Annotated in this window: 12 protein-coding genes and 1 pseudogene; 6 read left to right on the forward strand and 7 right to left on the reverse strand. The window is 71.1% G+C overall.

All coding sequences use genetic code 11. The features are described 5' to 3' along the window. The first annotated feature begins 70 nt into the window (after positions 1-70). Positions 71-1,252 (forward strand): FAD-dependent monooxygenase, encoded by a 1,182-nt coding sequence (locus HV824_RS24990; RefSeq protein WP_368738103.1) that lies wholly within the window; start codon positions 71-73, stop codon positions 1,250-1,252. Here HV824_RS24990 and HV824_RS24995 read toward each other — a convergent pair. The 6 genes and pseudogenes from HV824_RS24995 to HV824_RS25020 all read right to left on the reverse strand — a co-directional run bounded on the left by HV824_RS24995 (position 1,197) and on the right by HV824_RS25020 (position 7,455). Beyond that, positions 1,197-1,868 carry a hypothetical protein gene (locus HV824_RS24995; RefSeq protein WP_176424418.1) on the reverse strand — a complete coding sequence of 224 codons (672 nt, stop codon included), beginning with the start codon at positions 1,866-1,868 and terminating at the stop codon, positions 1,197-1,199. The two genes, HV824_RS24990 and HV824_RS24995, sit on opposite strands and share 56 nt — an antisense overlap. A gap of 93 nt (positions 1,869-1,961) precedes the next feature. After that, complete coding sequence (locus HV824_RS25000; protein WP_176424420.1) at positions 1,962-3,518, reverse strand: mucoidy inhibitor MuiA family protein; 1,557 nt, start codon at positions 3,516-3,518, stop codon at positions 1,962-1,964. Next, positions 3,518-5,710: a mucoidy inhibitor MuiA family protein gene (locus HV824_RS25005; RefSeq protein ID WP_176415419.1), complete on the reverse strand. Its 2,193-nt coding sequence runs from the start codon at positions 5,708-5,710 to the stop codon at positions 3,518-3,520. Before HV824_RS25005 ends, HV824_RS25000 begins: the two co-directional genes overlap by 1 nt. Positions 5,711-5,833: 123 nt before the next feature. Then, positions 5,834-6,268 carry a D-alanyl-D-alanine carboxypeptidase family protein gene (locus tag HV824_RS25010; protein ID WP_368670823.1) on the reverse strand — a complete coding sequence of 145 codons (435 nt, stop codon included), beginning with the start codon at positions 6,266-6,268 and terminating at the stop codon, positions 5,834-5,836. 198 nt (positions 6,269-6,466) lie between these two features. Continuing rightward, positions 6,467-6,872 (reverse strand): annotated as a pseudogene (locus HV824_RS25015) (MGMT family protein). A 52-nt stretch (positions 6,873-6,924) separates the two neighbouring features. After that, entirely contained in the window at positions 6,925-7,455 is a 531-nt protein-coding gene (locus HV824_RS25020; RefSeq protein WP_163780879.1) for an FHA domain-containing protein, read from the reverse strand. A gap of 183 nt (positions 7,456-7,638) precedes the next feature. On the opposite strand from HV824_RS25020, the gene greA reads away from it, so the two are divergent. From greA to thrC, 5 genes are all read left to right on the forward strand, one after another. Then, complete coding sequence (gene greA / locus HV824_RS25025; RefSeq protein ID WP_163780877.1) at positions 7,639-8,157, forward strand: transcription elongation factor GreA; 519 nt, start codon at positions 7,639-7,641, stop codon at positions 8,155-8,157. Between the two features lie 112 nt (positions 8,158-8,269). Then, positions 8,270-11,155, forward strand: a complete 2,886-nt coding sequence (gene recG, locus HV824_RS25030; RefSeq protein WP_368738104.1) for an ATP-dependent DNA helicase RecG — start codon at positions 8,270-8,272, stop codon at positions 11,153-11,155. Positions 11,156-11,182: 27 nt separating this feature from the next. Then, positions 11,183-11,821, forward strand: coding sequence for a protein-L-isoaspartate(D-aspartate) O-methyltransferase (locus HV824_RS25035; RefSeq protein ID WP_176424419.1), 639 nt, complete (start codon positions 11,183-11,185; stop codon positions 11,819-11,821). Positions 11,822-11,921: 100 nt separating this feature from the next. Further along, positions 11,922-12,485 (forward strand): hypothetical protein, encoded by a 564-nt coding sequence (locus tag HV824_RS25040; RefSeq protein WP_176415423.1) that lies wholly within the window; start codon positions 11,922-11,924, stop codon positions 12,483-12,485. Then, complete coding sequence (gene thrC / locus HV824_RS25045; RefSeq protein ID WP_176415424.1) at positions 12,482-13,822, forward strand: threonine synthase; 1,341 nt, start codon at positions 12,482-12,484, stop codon at positions 13,820-13,822. Before HV824_RS25040 ends, thrC begins: the two co-directional genes overlap by 4 nt. 33 nt (positions 13,823-13,855) lie before the next feature. Here thrC and ribB read toward each other — a convergent pair whose 3' ends face one another. Continuing rightward, the gene (gene ribB / locus HV824_RS25050) at positions 13,856-15,007 is read right to left on the reverse strand and encodes a 3,4-dihydroxy-2-butanone-4-phosphate synthase (protein ID WP_176415425.1); all 1,152 of its coding nucleotides are present in this window, start codon (positions 15,005-15,007) and stop codon (positions 13,856-13,858) included. Positions 15,008-15,097 lie beyond the last annotated feature (90 nt).

Raw genomic sequence — 15,097 nt, forward strand, 5'->3', positions numbered from 1 at the left:
CGTCGCGACTCGCCGAGCCAGACCTGCTAAAGCGCGGCGCATGAGCACGTCATCACCCAGGCATGTTCTCGTGGCCGGGGCTGGAATTGGTGGACTCACCCTGGCCTGCGCGCTTCGGCGCGTGGGCCTCTCCGTCACCGTCTTCGAGCGTGCCGATTCCCTGAAGTGGGTGGGCGCGGGCCTCACGGTGCAGATGAACGCCTCGGCGGCCCTGCGCCGCATCGGCCTGTGTGACGAGGTGGCCCAGGCCGGTGCGTGTCCCACGGACAGCGCGATCCTGAGGCCGTCGGGTTCGGCGCTCACGCGGCTCCCGGTGACTCGGATTCAGGAGGAGCTGGGGCTGCCGCTGGTGTGCGTCCACCGGGCGCGGCTCCAGTCCGTGCTGCTGGCCCATGCCGGGGAGGAGAACGTCCGGCTGGGGCTCACCGTGACGGCGTTTCACGACGACGGCCAGACGGTGACGGTGCGGTTGTCGGACGGGAGTTCGGTGACGGGCGATGCGCTGGTGGGCGCGGACGGGTTGCGCTCGGTGGTGCGTGGGGCGCTGCTGGGCGACGCGCCGCTGCGCTATTCGGGCTACACGAGCTGGCGGGGCGTATGTCCAGACGTCCCGAGCGCGACGCCGGGACTTGTCTCAGAGACGTGGGGCCCTGGGGCGCGCTTCGGTGTGGTGCCCATTGGCTTCGGACAAACGTACTGGTTCGCCACGCGGAATGCTCCGGCTGGTGGGCAGGATGCTCCCGGGGAGACACGGGCCCGGCTGCGGTCCATCTTCGGCGGGTGGCACGCGCCCATCGCGGACCTGATCGCCGCGACGGATGAGGCGAACATCCTCCGCACGGACATCCACGACCGGCCGCCTGCCAGCCGCTGGAGCCGGGGTCGGGTGACGCTGCTGGGAGACGCCGCGCACCCGATGACGCCCAACCTGGGGCAGGGTGGGTGTCAGGCCATCGAGGACGCCGTGGTGCTGGCGGAGTGTCTGGCTGGCGAGGGCCCCGTGGACGCGGCGCTGGCGGCCTACGAGCAATGCCGGCTCGAGCGCGCCAACAGCTTCGTGACGCGCTCCTGGAGCCTGGGGCGCGTGGGCCAGTGGGAGAATTCAGCGGGGCGCTTCCTTCGCGATGCGCTCTTCCAGCTCGTGCCGCAAGGGCTCGCCGCCCGGCAGGTCCGGGAACAGGTGCGCGACGCGGCTTCTAGAGGTCCAATCCAAGCAGCGCCCCAGCGAACGGCCCATCCAGCGAAACCGTGAACGGGGCTGCCTCGGGAGTCGGTCGAAGCCCACCCGCCTTCTCGAAGTAGTGCGTGTATCCGCCGTGCATGCGGGCATGCACATAGCGACCGAGCTTGAGCTGGATCGCGGCCAGTCCGCCCGCGCCGAAGCTCCACTTGCGCATGCGGCCCTCGTAGAAGTTGTTGTCGCCGATCCGGCCCGTGGGCAGGGAGACCTCCGCCGCGCTGCCGAACGCGCTCACCCCGAGCGTCACGATTCGCGTCAGCGAGAACCGCTTCTCCAGCCCCGGCCGCAGCGCCAGGACCTGGACGTCACCTCCCGCCAGGTACCAGTCGATGCCGTTCGTCCACCACCAGTCGCTCCGCTCGGAGCCGCGGACGAGGTTGAAGTGCAGCCCTCCGGAGAGTCGCGCCGCGCCTTTCCGGGCGCTCACCGTCTTCACCCGTGAACGCAGCGTCGGCACCTCCGTCGCGGGATGCCGCATGGGAGATAGCGTCCCACCGACCTCCACCGCGAGCTGTGGCGGTGGGAGCGTCGCTTCCTGCTCCGGGGGCGGCGCTGCCCCCACGGCCGGAGCGGACAGGCAGGCAGACACCAGCATGCCGACGGTGCACACCGCGCGAGTGACGCTCATGAGGCTTCCTCCCGGGGGGATGAATGCTGCCGCCGCAGCCGAGGCGGAAGTCCCGGCCCCCCAGGGCTGTTTCGCGGTGGAACCCGAGCCTGCTCAGAGCCCGGCCACCTTCGCCGCGCTCGTCACCACGTAGTCCAGCGCCAGCTCCTGCTGCGAGCGGGGCGACGCCGTCAGCTCGAAGCGGATGATGCCCTCCTCGCTGACGCGGGCGGGCGCGGGCTTCGTGCTCTCTCTCAGCAACTGAATCTCCACCGCCTCCACCTCGGAGACGGGAATCCGCTCCTCGATGGCCACCGGCACCGCCTGCGCGCCCATGTTGGAGAGGAACAGCCGCACCTTGTGCGTCGTCACCTTGCGACCGGTGAGCCGGCTGGTCTCCCGTCCCACGTCCTCCGTGCGCGCCACGCGCAGCGCGTCCTCGCTCCCGAAGCCCAGCTTCACGCGCTCACCCTTGCCGGTGAAGCGCAGCTGCGCGCGCCCCACATAGCCGTGGGTGCGCACCAGCTTCACGGGCCCCGCGAGCAACACCGTGGGGCCCGTGTTGTCGAAGCGGGCCACCCGGTGCACCAGCGGGGACTGCTCCGGCATGGCCACCAGCTCGGAGGCCGCGGGCGCGGTGAACTGGAACAGGGGGACGCGATAAGGCTCGCCGTCGGGTGGCACGGTGGCCCGATGCGGGGCCGTCACCGTCAGGGGCTCACCGCCGTCGTCCATGCCCGGCAGCGCATCCTCCTGCCGCGCCGCGCCGGGCTCGCCCGCGGTCTGGATGACCTCCTCGCGGATGGCCACCTCCACCACCTGCTTCTCGCGCTCCGTCTTGTCTCGCAGCCACAGCCGGTCCTCCTGGAGCCGCGGCGGCGTGGCGCCCAGCGTGGGCCGCGCGGTGGAGAAGGCCAGCTCCACGTCCTTCCACTCCTCCTCGGTGCGCTGCCAGACGACGGCCTCGCACTCCAGGGTGACGGACTCGCCGGAGCCTTCGCGGGACAGCGTGGCGCGGTAGGAGGGCCGCCAGGCCGTACAGGGCACCAGGTACGTGACGGACAACGTGGCGGGCCCGCCGGTGGGGTGGCCCACCTCCAGCTCCGCCTGGACGTCGGCCTTCGGCTCCAGGAGCTCGACGGCCGTCTGCGAGCCCCGCGCCTCGTCGAGCTGCTCCCGCAGTCGCAGCGTCTGGCGCTGCGCCTCACGGAGCGCCGAGTCCGCCGACACCTGCTCGCGGCGCACGGTCTCCAGCTGCTCCCGCCACGTCTCCGGCCGCGATTGTCCGGCGCCTGCCTGCTCGGAGATGGCGCGGTGGACCTCGACGCGCGCGGTGTCCAGCAGCCGCAGCCGGGCCGACAGCCGGGTCTCGTCGGCCGCCACGCGCCGGAGCTCCTGCTCCAGCTCCGCGACGCGCTTTCCGAGCGCCGTGCGGTGTTCGCGCTCGGCCTCGGGCGCTTGCGGCTTCGCGGCCCTGCGGATGCGCGCCTGGGAGATGGTGCCACCCGCCACCTTCGCCTGGAGCGAGCGGTCCACAGCGAGCGGGGACAGTCCCTGGATGACCAGCCGCTGCGTTCCCACGGACAGGGGAATCTCCCCCCGCCGCTCGACGAGCGCCCGGTCCTCGAGGACGGTGACCTTGACCACGGGCAGGATGAAAGGGGTGCCCATCATGTCCTCCGGTTTCCGCCGCCGAGCATCTTGTTGCCCGGAATCTTGACGGTCCATGTCGCCTTCAGTGTCTGTGCTTCACCCGGCTGGAGCACCACGCGCCACGCGCGCTCGCCCTCCACCTTCTCTTCGCCGGGCAGGGGCAGGCGCTTCTGCCAGAGCGGGGCGACCTCCAGCTCCTCCACCTTGATGTCCTTCTCCGTGCTGGCGGGGACGGTGGGCACGCGCTCGCACACCTCCACCAGGACGCGGTTGGCCAGCCGGTTCGCCAGCTCCACCGAGACGTGGTGCGTCAGCATCGTCGAGCCGCCGAACATGCCGCCCGTCGCCTCGTCAAAGCGCGTGTTGCGCGCGACCTTGATGGACTCCTCCACGCCGAGCCCCAGCCGCTGCGTCGAGCCCGGGGCCATGGTGGGCAAAGGAGACGTCATCAGGAACTCGTTCTCCAGCGTGACGTCCACCGGACCTGCCAGCAGCGGATATGGCGTCCGGTTCTCCACGCGCACCGTGCGGAACGCCCGCGACTCCACGGAGGGGACGCAGACATATTCCGCGGACAACCCCACCGGCACCGACAACACCGGCACGGTGTGCCACGCGCCGTCCGAAGGCACGTCCGCGCGCGTCTCCACTTCGAAGCGCGCATCGAAGTGCGGCGAGGACGTCCGTGGCGGCTGCGACCAGGCCGGCGCGGGGGCCGCCCAAACGGATGAGGTCTGCTGCAGGCTCAGCGCGACTCGCACGGTGATGTCGATCTGCGCGTGGACCTCCGCCAGGGCCACCAGCTCCCGGGTGACGTGCCCGGGACGCGGTTGCAGCCTGCCACGCGCGCCCAGGTCCTCCGCGGGCGCCATCGTCAAGCGGTCGTAGTCCAGCAGCGCGTCGGAGGGCTCCTGCCTCGGAGGAGAACGCTCGCCACCACCACCACCACCGCCCAGCGAGGCGGCATCCAGGCTGAGCCCGTCCTCGTCATCGTCGAACGAACCTTCGTCCTCCGCCTTGAACGGGTCCGGAGGTGGCGGCCGGCTCGCGCGCGGCATCATGACGCCGCCCCGGGACTTCTTCTTCTCTGGGAACGGGGCCGCGGCGCTGGGGCGCGCCGGTGCGCGTCGAGGCGCCGCCCCCGGTGGTGGAGGAGGTGGCTCGGCCACTTCCTCCATGGCGGAGTCTGGCTCGGCCTCCATGGGCATGGCGCCGCTCTTGTTCTTCTTCCGGGGTTGTTCGAAGACGGCGGGCTGGGGCGTGGGCTCGGGCTGAACCGGCGTGGGCAGGCTGGCGTCGTAGCCCGCGAACAGCTCCTCGAGCCCCGGTGGCGCCTCTCTCCAGCCCGAACGCGCGGGAGGCGGCTGGTGGCGGCCAATGCGCAGCGCCTTCAACTCGGGGACCTCCGCGTGGCGGGCGAGGTCCGCGGTGGAGACGGCGAGCTTCACCCCCGTCCAGTCCTCGCCGGTGCGCTGGAGCACGGACGCGCGCATGCGCAGCGTCCCCTCTTCCAGCGTGCGCGGCAGGCGCAAGTCATAGGTGGGAACCCAGCGCGCCCCCTGGACGGCGTACTCCAGCGCGAGCCGAGCACCCTGGTCCGCGGGGAGGGGGCCTGACAGCGTCAGCACGACGGCGCGGTACACGCGAGCGCGCTGGCCTCGCACGGATGATGAGGCCTCGGCCACGCGGCTGCGCCGCAAGCGCAGCTCGGCTTCGGCGTCACGCTGCTGCCGCTCCAGCTCCAGCTTCCGCGAATGGAGCGCCGCCAGCTCCGTGTCCACGAAGGACATGAGCGACAGCATCGCGGACACGGGGGCGTCCCGGGGCTCCTGTGCTTCCTTCGGTCGGGGGGGGAATCCAGGGGACAGCTTCGACAGCGCCTCCAGCTCCTGACCCACGCGGGCGAGCTGTTGCGTGAGGTCGGAGAGGCGGTGCTCGGCCTCCTCGACGGCACGGTGCTCCGTGGGCACGTCGACTTCGGGCGGAAGCTGGACGTCGTAGGTGGGACGAAGGTCGCGCACGGCGAGCCCCGACGGGCCGTGGACCACGGACGCCCGGAGCGAGCCTGGCTGCAACGACAAGGGCAGGCCATTGATTCGCACCTGCGAGGGCAGCATCCCTCCCGCCATGGGAACCGTGGCGACCCGCGTACAAAGCGCCCCCTCCGCGTGGACGGTGACGGCTTCGAGGTTCGATGTGACGACGAGCATGGCTGCTCACCGTAATCGAGATGTCTGATAAAAATCAGTCCCCCCGGCCAAATGGCCCCAACCCGTGAGGTCGGGATGCCCTGGGGTCGGATTGACGACGCCCCGCGTTGGAGCTAGCGCGCCTCAGCTCTTCTCGGTGCTCGCCACGGGAGGAGGCCCGGGCCGCGGGCGCTTCAAGGGCCGGCCCACGCAGTCGCGGCCCGGCGCCGGCTCGCGGGTGCTGCGCGGGCGGTACTCCCAATGCCAGGGCTCGGAGCGCACCGTGCGCTTGAAGCCGAAGCGGCAGGCATTCGACACGAGCCAGTCATAGGTCGGCGTCTTGACGCCGCCGATGACCAGGTCCACCGCGAGGCCCCGTTGATGGTTGGAGCGCCCGGGCCGCGCCGCCTGGGGCCCCTTGCCCTTGCGGTAGCGCTCATAGAGCCGCCGTTGCTTCGCGGGGGAGCGGTAGCCACTGCGGACCCAGAGGTAGATGTTCTTCGAGCGGGCTTCAGCCTTCATCCGCCGGTACGCGTCCGCGGCGTCGTGGTGGAGCAGTTGCCCGTTCTTGAGACGCACGAGCCGCGCCCCTTTCGCCTCACTTCGCCGGGGCTTTGCGTCGCCGGCGAGGGCTTGGGGCGCGAACAGGCACAGGAGGATGAAGACTCCCCAGCGGAGCAGCGCGAGCGGCATGTTTGGACGCCGGCCCCGTGGCCGGAGTCCGAACTTTCGCGCGTCTGTGCCTTGACGCAAGCAGACGGGAAGGCGACCGCCTGTTCAGAACAGATTCAATTGCGCGCCGGGTGTCTTTACGACTTCGCGCGGAGGCAACGGCTGGAACCCATGGGCGCGGGCCCACGTCTCGCTGGGCCCAGTCCAGTGATGTGACGCCATCCGGACGTGGTCTCGCTCGTCGAAGGTGACGCCCTCCGCCTCCAGGGCCTCGCGCTGTCCATAACCGGAGGTGCTGATGCCTCCCGTGCGATTGATGATGCGTTGCCAGGGCACGCTGTCCGCGCGGGCGCCCAGCGCGCCCAGTGCATGTCCCACGACGCGGGCATCGCAGCCCTCACCGACGATGACGGCGATGTCCCCATACGTGGCCACCTTCCCATGCGGCACCTGCGCGGTGACGGTGGATGCGCTCGAAGTAGTCGCGCTCGTCGCGTGGCGGTGTGGACATGCGGGCTCCTGTCGCGTTCGGAAACAGCGTGGGCGTGGGGACGCGTGAAGGCTCAGCCGCTGCGTGAGCCCAGCCCGGTGGCCTCGCCCGCGCGCAGGCGCTCATGCAGGGTGCGGGTGAGCAGGTACCAGAACTGCACGTTGCCCACGCTCAGGATGTCGCCGTCGCGCAGCACCGCCTCGCGGCCACCCAGGGAGCGGGCGTTGAGGAAGGTGCCGTTGGTGGAGCCCAGGTCCTGCACGGTGCAGCGCTGGTCGGCTTCGTTCCACCGCAGCTCCGCGTGCATCTTGGAGACGGACGCGTCGTCGACGACCAGGTCGCAGTCCATGCGGCGGCCAATGCGCAGCCGGTCGGTGGCGTCGAGCGGCGGCAGGGTGGCGACGCGCAGGTGTTCGAATTCGAACAGCAAGGCCAGCATGCCCTGCTCGATTTCCGAGGGCGCCGCCATGCGCGTGGGGGCGAGCACCGCGGCCGAGGCCTCGGAGGGCGGGCGCTGGATGAGTGCGAAAGGCCCCAGTTGACGCTGGAAGGTACTGGAGGGCAGCGCGGCACCGAGCGCGCGCAATTCCTGGACGGACAGCACGGGGGCAGACTAGCGGGTCACCGGGCGCGCGCCCAGCCCATCTCCCGTTCCCTGTACGGGTTTCATTGACCAACTTGTCAGTGGTTCCCTACATTGGACGCTGGTCGCGGGGGCCGGGCTCTGGAAGCGGAGCGTCGGCCCTCCATCGTCTTGAACCTGGGTGTGGTGGAAGGAGCTGTGTCGATGAGCAGCGGGAGCGACAACATCCCGATGACCCCGTCCGGACTGCGCAAGCTGAAGGAGGAGCTGAAGCACCTCCAGTCCGTCGAGCGGGGGAAGATCTCGCGCGAGATCGAGGTCGCTCGCGCACATGGCGATCTGCGCGAGAACGCGGAGTACCACGCGGCGAAGGAGAAGCAGTCGCACATCGAGGGGCGCATCCTGACCCTCAACGACTGGATTGCTCGCGCGGAGGTCATCGACCCTTCGAAGCTGGGCGGCGACAAGGTCATCTTCGGGGCGACGGTGGACCTGCTCGATACCGAAACCGACAAGCCGGTGAGCTACCGGCTCGTGGGGGAGATCGAGGCCGACCTGAAGAAGCGGTGGATTGCCGTCACCTCGCCGGTGGCGCGCGCGCTCATCGGCAAGAAGGTGGGTGACGTCGCCACGGTGCAGAGCCCCGGCGGCGTGCGCGAGCTGGAGATCCAGGAGATCCGCTTCGAGGAGCCCGAGGAAGAGGCCGCGGCGAGCGAGAGCTGATTCTCGGAGGCCGCAGTGAGTTGCCGGGGGAGCGGGCCAGGGCTCGCTTCCCCGGTCTCGTTTTGTGGGCGACGTCATCCCCGTTCCGTAGGATGTACGGCGGACCCCCCGCGTGAACCACCCGCTCGCCAGCCTTGTTGGGCCCCTTCGGTACGTGTGCCAGCGCGACTTCGCGATGCTGGCCACCGTGAAGTCGTTGCGCCCGGTGCTGGAGCGCGCGCTCGCCGGGGCCAGCGGCGTGGACGCACGGGCCCTGGACCACTTGAGGGCCGCGCTGCCCGACGTGGACCACGCCATGCCCGAGCGCCGCAAGGCCGCGCTCCGGCGCGTCGTGGCCGGGCTGAAGGTCAGCGGTGTGGAGCTGCCCGCGGAGCTGCACGGCGTGACGATGGAGGGCGCGGTTCCGGCTCGGCCACTCACCCCGCAGGCTGTTCCGGTAACCTCGGGAGGCACGACGCCCCCGGGGTATGTGCCGCCCTGGAAGTCGGCGGAGCCACTGCCCTCGTCGCGCCCGCGGCCGGAGGCGCCTCGAGGACCGGCTTCGCGGGGAGCCTCGGCCCCTGTGCGTGGAAGCGGCGGTGCGGGGCCCCTGCCGCGCATGAGTCCCGATGGGCCGCAGGGACGTCAGGCCGGGATGGACTCGGACCTCCTGGCGGCCCGGCCCCCGCGGATGGCGCCGCAGCGGGCGAACGTCGCCGCGCCGCAGCCCTCGGACGGGCGGCAGGGCGCGCCGTCGTCTCGGGCGAAGCCGGGACTCCGGCAGGCCGCGCTCGACACGGGGCCGGAGGCGGTTCCCGGCGCGAAGACGCGCAAGGAGAAGGCGCAGCGAAAGAAGAAGCGGGCTGTCGCGGCGGAGGCCTCTCGCTCCGAGGCGAAGCTCCTCTCCATCGCGCCGCGCTCCGGGCCGCTGTCGTCGCCGCTGAAGACGCTGGGCAAGCGGCTGGGGCCCAGGCTCGTCTCGGCGCTCGACAAGAAGGGGCTGCGCCGCATGGGCGACATCCTCTTCATGCTGCCGCGCTGCTACGAGGACCGCCGCCGGTTGCGCACCATCGCGGAGCTGGAGCCCGGTGAGCGGGGCGTCACGGTGGGCATCGTCAAGGTGGCGGACTTCGTCGCGGGCCGCCAGGGCCGGCGCATGTTCCGCGCCGTCGTGGGGGACCGCTCGGGCAGCATCGCCGCCACGTACTTCAACGCGGGCCCCTGGCTGAAGAGCCGGTTCACCGTGGGCACGCGCCTCGTCCTCTCCGGCGAGGTCCGCGCCACCATGACGGGCCGGGAGATGGCCCATCCGGAGATAGAGCCGGCGGAGGACCTGGACTCCACGACGTCGGTCCACTTCAACCGCATCGTCCCCGTGTACCCGGGCTTCGAGCGCGGCGAGCAGCGCTCCTTCCGCGAGCTGACCTCCCGCGTCGGCGAGCAGTACGCGCACGAACTGGAGGACCCGCTTCCCGCGGACCTGCGCCGCCGCCTGGACTTGATGGGCCTTCCGGACGCGCTGCGCTTCATCCACTTTCCGCCCGGGGACGCGGACCTGGAGGCGCTCGACGCGCACCAGAGCCCCGCGCACCGGCGGCTCGCGTTCGACGAGCTGTTCTTCCTCCAACTGGGCATGGCGCTCAAGCGGCAGGGCGTGAAGGCGGAGGTCGGCATCTCCTTCGACGTGTCCGAGCCCCGGCTGGCCAAGGCGCGCGACGCGCTGCCGTTCCAGCTCACCGGCGCGCAGGCGCGGGTGGTGGAGGAGCTCTGCTGGGACATGGCGCGCCCGGAGCCGATGAACCGGCTGGTCCAGGGAGACGTGGGCAGCGGCAAGACGGCGGTGGCCATGGTCTCCGCCCTCATCGCGTTGCAGGCCGGCTACCAGGTGGCCGTCATGGCGCCCACGGAGATCCTCGCCGAGCAGCACGAGCGCAACTTCCGCAAGGTGATGGAGCCGCTGGGCTACCGCGTGGGCCTGGTGAGCGCGGCGGGCACGGCGAAGGCCAAGCGCCAGGCGCGTGAGGCCGTGGCCCGAGGCGAAATCCAGCTGGCGGTGGGCACGCACGCGCTGCTCCAGGCCGACGTCTCCTTTGAACGCCTGGGCCTGGCCGTCATCGACGAACAGCACCGCTTCGGCGTGCTCCAGCGCCACACGCTGATGAGCAAGGGCCCCAAGCCGGATGTGCTGGTGATGACGGCCACGCCCATTCCTCGCACGCTGGCCATGACGCTGTACGGCGACCTGGACCTGTCCGTCATCGACCAGCTCCCGCCGGGCCGCACGCCCATTCAAACGCGGGTGTTCAACGACAAGCAGCGCGCGCTCGTCTACGAGTCCGTGGGCGCGCAGTTGGTCAAGGGGCACCAGGCCTACGTCGTGTACCCGCTGGTGGAGGAGTCGGAGAAGCTGGACCTGGAGGACGCCACGCGCGGCGTGGAGAAGCTCCGGAAGGTGTTCCCCGACGCGAAGGTGGGCCTGCTGCACGGGCGGATGAAGGCGGAGGAGAAGGACTCCGTCATGGAGGACTTCCGCGAGAAGCGCCTGGACCTGCTCGTCTGCACGACGGTGGTGGAGGTGGGCGTGGACGTGCCCAACGCCTCCGTCATGGTGGTGGAGTCCGCCGAGCGCTTCGGCCTGTCACAGCTTCACCAGCTCCGGGGCCGGGTGGGGCGCGGCGCGGCGGCGAGCTTCTGCCACCTGGTGGCCGGAAGCGCGCGCTCCTGGGAGTCCGCCGAGCGCCTGACGGTGATGGAGCAGAGCAGCGACGGCTTCGTCATCGCGGAGAAGGACCTGGAGATTCGAGGCCCGGGGGAATTCCTGGGCACGCGCCAGAGTGGCCTGCCCGAGCTGGCGGTGGCCAACCTGGCGCGGGACGGAGACCTGCTCTCCATGGCGCAGTCCGAGGCCCGGCGCATCCTGGAGAAGGACCCGGACATGAAGGCGAAGGAGAACCAGGGCCTCGTGAAGGCGCTCGAGGAACGCTGGGAAGGGCGGCTCGCGCTCGCACGGGTGGGTTAGGGCGCCTGTCATGGCTAGGCTAGGGGCATGGGTGATTGGGGAAGGGCCGACTACCTGTCGCGGCATGGCATCCAGGACTCGCGGGTCCTGGATGCCATCTCCCGGCTGAACCGCGCCGACTTCGTGCCGGAGGACCTGCGCGAAGAGGCCCGCGCGGACGTGCCGCTGCCCATCGGCCATGGGCAGACCATCAGCCAGCCCTACGTCGTGGCGCTGATGACGGAGGCGCTCCAGCTCCAGGGGGACGAGCGCGTGCTCGAAGTCGGCACCGGCTCGGGCTACCAGACGGCGCTCCTGTCCCTGTTGTGCCGCGCCGTCTACACCGTCGAAATCGTCCCGGAGCTGGCCCGGTCGGCGCGGGAGGTGCTGGAGCGGCAGGGCTTTGAAAACGTCTCGTTCCGGGAGGGAGACGGCTCACTGGGCTGGCCGGAGCAGGCGCCCTTCGATGCCATCCTCGCCGCCGCGGCGCCGCCAGACGTTCCGCTTCAGCTCCTTTCGCAGCTCAAGCCGGGCGGGCGCATGCTCATTCCGGTGGGGCCCCAGGGAGGCACCCAGCAGCTGCTGCGCATCCAGCGCGCCCTCCGGCCCGGAGAGGTGCCCCAGGTGGAGTCCCTGCTGCCGGTTCGCTTCGTGCCCATGACAGGGCAGCCCCTGTCGCAGGGGTGACGTCCTGGGCTCGGGTGGCTCCTGACCCAGCGAGGCGGGAGACAGGCTGGGTGTCCGCTTGCTCGCCATGTCGGCGGCGGCCCGCTAACGTTCGCACATCATGATTATTTGTCCGCTCTGTGACCACGTTCAGCCCGAAGGGACGGAGTGCGACGTCTGCGGCAAGCGGTTCCCCGCGGCCGTGGCGGAGCCCGCGCCCATCGCGACGCTGCCGGAGCTGGAAGTGACACCGCATGCCGGAGGCCGCGCGCCAGTGGACGCGGCCGTGTTGCCCGACCTGGACGTGACGCGGCTCCGTTCCGGGCCAGATTTGCCGGCGCAGGTGGTCCCCGACCTGCAACTGACCCGCGCCAGGGACATGGGGGCCGTTCCGGTGATTCCCATGCCCGAGCTGGACACCGGCCGTGCCCCGGACGACGGTGTGCGCACCGCCGCGCCGCTGGGCGCCGTCGTCTGCCGTTACTGCCGCAACACCCAGGCGGCGGGGCTGCTCTGCGACCACTGCGGCATGCGGCTGCCTCGGGCGAAGCCCCCGGTGGCCGCGGCGCCTGGAAAGTCCCCTGCCGACGATGACGGCTGGCGCGCGTGCGTGTCGTGCCATACCCGCGTGCGGCTCGGGAAGAGCTGCCCGGAGTGTGGCACGCGGGCACTGGAGGAGGCATGAGCGAGGGGGCGGCTTCGGCGTTCCGCGCGGAGTACGCGTGCAGTGAGGGCTGTGACTTCCGCGCCTCGCTGATGGACGTGGTGTACCGGTGCCCGCGCTGCGGTGGCCTGCTGGAGGTCGCGCACGACGTGAAGGCCCTGGGCACGGTGTCCGCGGCGGAGTGGAAGCGCCGCTTCGAGACACGCTTCGGCTCCGCGCGCCTGCCGGACGGCTCGGGCGTGTGGGGCAAGCGGGAGTGGGCGTATCCACAGCTGCCCACGGAGGACATCGTCTCGCTCGGCGAGGGCCGCGTGCCGCTCAAGCCGCTGCCGCGCATGGCGGCGGCGCTAGGGCTGGCCGCGCTGGACTTGAAGGAGTGCGGCGTCTCGCCCACGGGCAGCTTCAAGGACTGGGGGATGACGGTCCTCGTCTCCGCGGTGAAGCACATGCGCGCCCGGGGCGTTCCGCTGCGCGCGGTGGCGTGTGCCTCCACGGGCGACACGTCCGCGGCGCTCTCCGCCTACTGCGCGGCGGCGGGGATTCCGGCGGTGGTGTTCCTGCCCCGCGACAAGGTGTCGCTCGCGCAGCTCGTGCAGCCCATCGCCAATGGGGCGCGGGTGCTGTCGCTGGACACGGACTTCGATGGCTGCATGAAGCTGGTGCAGGCGGTGACGGCGGACACGGGGCTGTACCTGGCCAACTCGATGAACTCGCTGCGCATCGAGGGCCAGAAGATGGTCGCAGTGGAGCTCTGCCAGGACCTGGGCTGGGAGCCGCCGGACTGGGTGGTGATTCCGGGCGGCAACCTGGGCAACGCCAGCGCCCTGGGCAAGGGCTTCGAGCTGATGCTGTCGCTGGGGCTCATCACCCGCCGGCCGCGCATCGCCGTGGCGCAGGCGCAGAAGGCCAACCCGCTGGCGCGCTCGTTCCGGGGCGGCTTCCAGGAGCTGGTGCCGCTGCGGGCCGAGCCCACGCTGGCGTCGGCCATCCAGATTGGCAACCCGGTGTCCTTCAAGCGCGCGGTGAAGGTGCTCAAGGCCTTCGACGGCGTGGTGGAGGACGCCAGCGAGTCCGAGCTGGCCAACGCCGCCGCGCGCGCGGACCGAGAGGGGACCTTCACCTGTCCGCACACGGGCGTGGCGCTGGCGGCGCTGGAGAAGCTGGTGGCGCGGGGCGTGATTGCCCGGGGCGCGCGCGTGGCGGTGGTGTCCACCGCGCACGGTCTGAAGTTCGCCGACTTCAAGGTGGGCTACCACCGCGGCGCGCTGGCGGAGGTGACGAGCCAGCTCGCCAACCCGCCGGTGGAGCTGCCCGCGACGCTGGACGCGGTGAAGGGCGCGCTGGCGGACCTGGGCTGAACTCCGGCCCTGGCCCGCCCGGCGAGGGGCGCGTCAGTCCGGCTGGAGCGGGACGCGCTTGTCGATGGTGAGCCCGAAGCCCGCGAGCCCGCGGTAGGTGAAGTCCGAGTTGGTCATCACCTGGAGCGTGCGGATGCCCAGGTCGGTGAGGATCTGGCAGCCCATGCCCAGGTCGCGCGAGTCCTGGGGGCCGCGCGTGGGGCCGGTGCTGCCGTCGGTGTTGCGCTTGTGGTGGATGCCGAAGTCATCCCCGTGCATGCCGGGCAGGTACACCAGCACGCCGGAGCCCTCGCGGGCGATGCGCGCCAGCGCCTGGTCCAGCAGCACGTTGCAGTTGCACGACGGGGAGCCGAACACGTCACCCAGGGCGCAGGCGGCGTGCAGGCGCACCAGGGCGCTGGGCCGCGACGCCGGGTCGCCCTTCACCAGGACGAGGGACTTCACGCCGTCGGGCAGCCACGAATAGGTGAGGGCGGTGAACTCGCCGTAGCGGGTGTTGACGGTCTGCTGGCCGGGCTCGCGGCGCACCAGCCGGTCCTTGCGGCGGCGGTACTCGATGAGGTCCGCGATGGTGATGAGCGACAGCTTGTGCTCGCGGGCGAAGCGCTTGAGGTCCGGCATCCGCATCATCGTGCCGTCGTCCTTCACCAGCTCGCAGAGGATGCCGGAGGCGGACAGGCCGGCGAGGCGGGACAGGTCCACGGTGGCCTCGGTGTGGCCGGCCCGGCGGAGGACGCCGCCCTCGCGGTAGCGGAGCGGGAAGATGTGCCCGGGGCGCAGGAAGTCGTCGGCCTTGCTGGTGGGGTCCACCAGGGCGCGGATGGTCTTCGCGCGGTCCGCCGCGGACACGCCCGTGTGGGTGCCGTGGCGGTAGTCCACGGAGACGGTGAAGGCGGTGCGGTGGGATTCGGTGTTGTCCGACACCATCTGCGGGAGGTGGAGCGCGTCCAGCCGCTCCGCCAGCATGGGCATGCAGACGATGCCACTGGTGTGGCGCACCATGAAGGCCAGGTGCTCGGGCGTCACCTTCTCCGCGGCCATGATGAGGTCGCCCTCGTTCTCACGGTCCTCGTCGTCGGCGACGATGACGAACTTGCCCTCCTGGATGTCACGGATGGCGTCGTCAATGGAGGAGATCTCGCTGTCGTGACTCATGGAGGTTTCGGTCCGGGCGGAGGGCTGCATGAGTCGCGCATGTAGCGTGGGCGAGGGTGGCTCGCAAGCCAACCCGTCGCGGGGCGCATGTGGGGATGATGGCGGGGATGAGGTGGGCAG

The sequence above is a fragment of the Myxococcus sp. AM009 genome (assembly GCF_013372605.1).
In the GTDB taxonomy this organism is placed as follows: domain Bacteria; phylum Myxococcota; class Myxococcia; order Myxococcales; family Myxococcaceae; genus Myxococcus; species Myxococcus vastator.

Bases quoted from the DNA above. Each gene is read 5' to 3' on its own strand.
- HV824_RS24995 (WP_176424418.1), bottom strand. From the start codon at position 1,868: ATGAGCGTCACTCGCGCGGTGTGCACCGTCGGCATGCTGGTGTCTGCC.
- HV824_RS25000 (WP_176424420.1), bottom strand. From the start codon at position 3,518: ATGGGCACCCCTTTCATCCTGCCCGTGGTCAAGGTCACCGTCCTCGAG.
- HV824_RS25005 (WP_176415419.1), bottom strand. From the start codon at position 5,710: ATGCTCGTCGTCACATCGAACCTCGAAGCCGTCACCGTCCACGCGGAG.
- greA (WP_163780877.1), top strand. From the start codon at position 7,639: ATGAGCAGCGGGAGCGACAACATCCCGATGACCCCGTCCGGACTGCGC.
- HV824_RS25035 (WP_176424419.1), top strand. From the start codon at position 11,183: ATGGGTGATTGGGGAAGGGCCGACTACCTGTCGCGGCATGGCATCCAG.
- HV824_RS25040 (WP_176415423.1), top strand. From the start codon at position 11,922: ATGATTATTTGTCCGCTCTGTGACCACGTTCAGCCCGAAGGGACGGAG.
- thrC (WP_176415424.1), top strand. From the start codon at position 12,482: ATGAGCGAGGGGGCGGCTTCGGCGTTCCGCGCGGAGTACGCGTGCAGT.
- ribB (WP_176415425.1), bottom strand. From the start codon at position 15,007: ATGCAGCCCTCCGCCCGGACCGAAACCTCCATGAGTCACGACAGCGAG.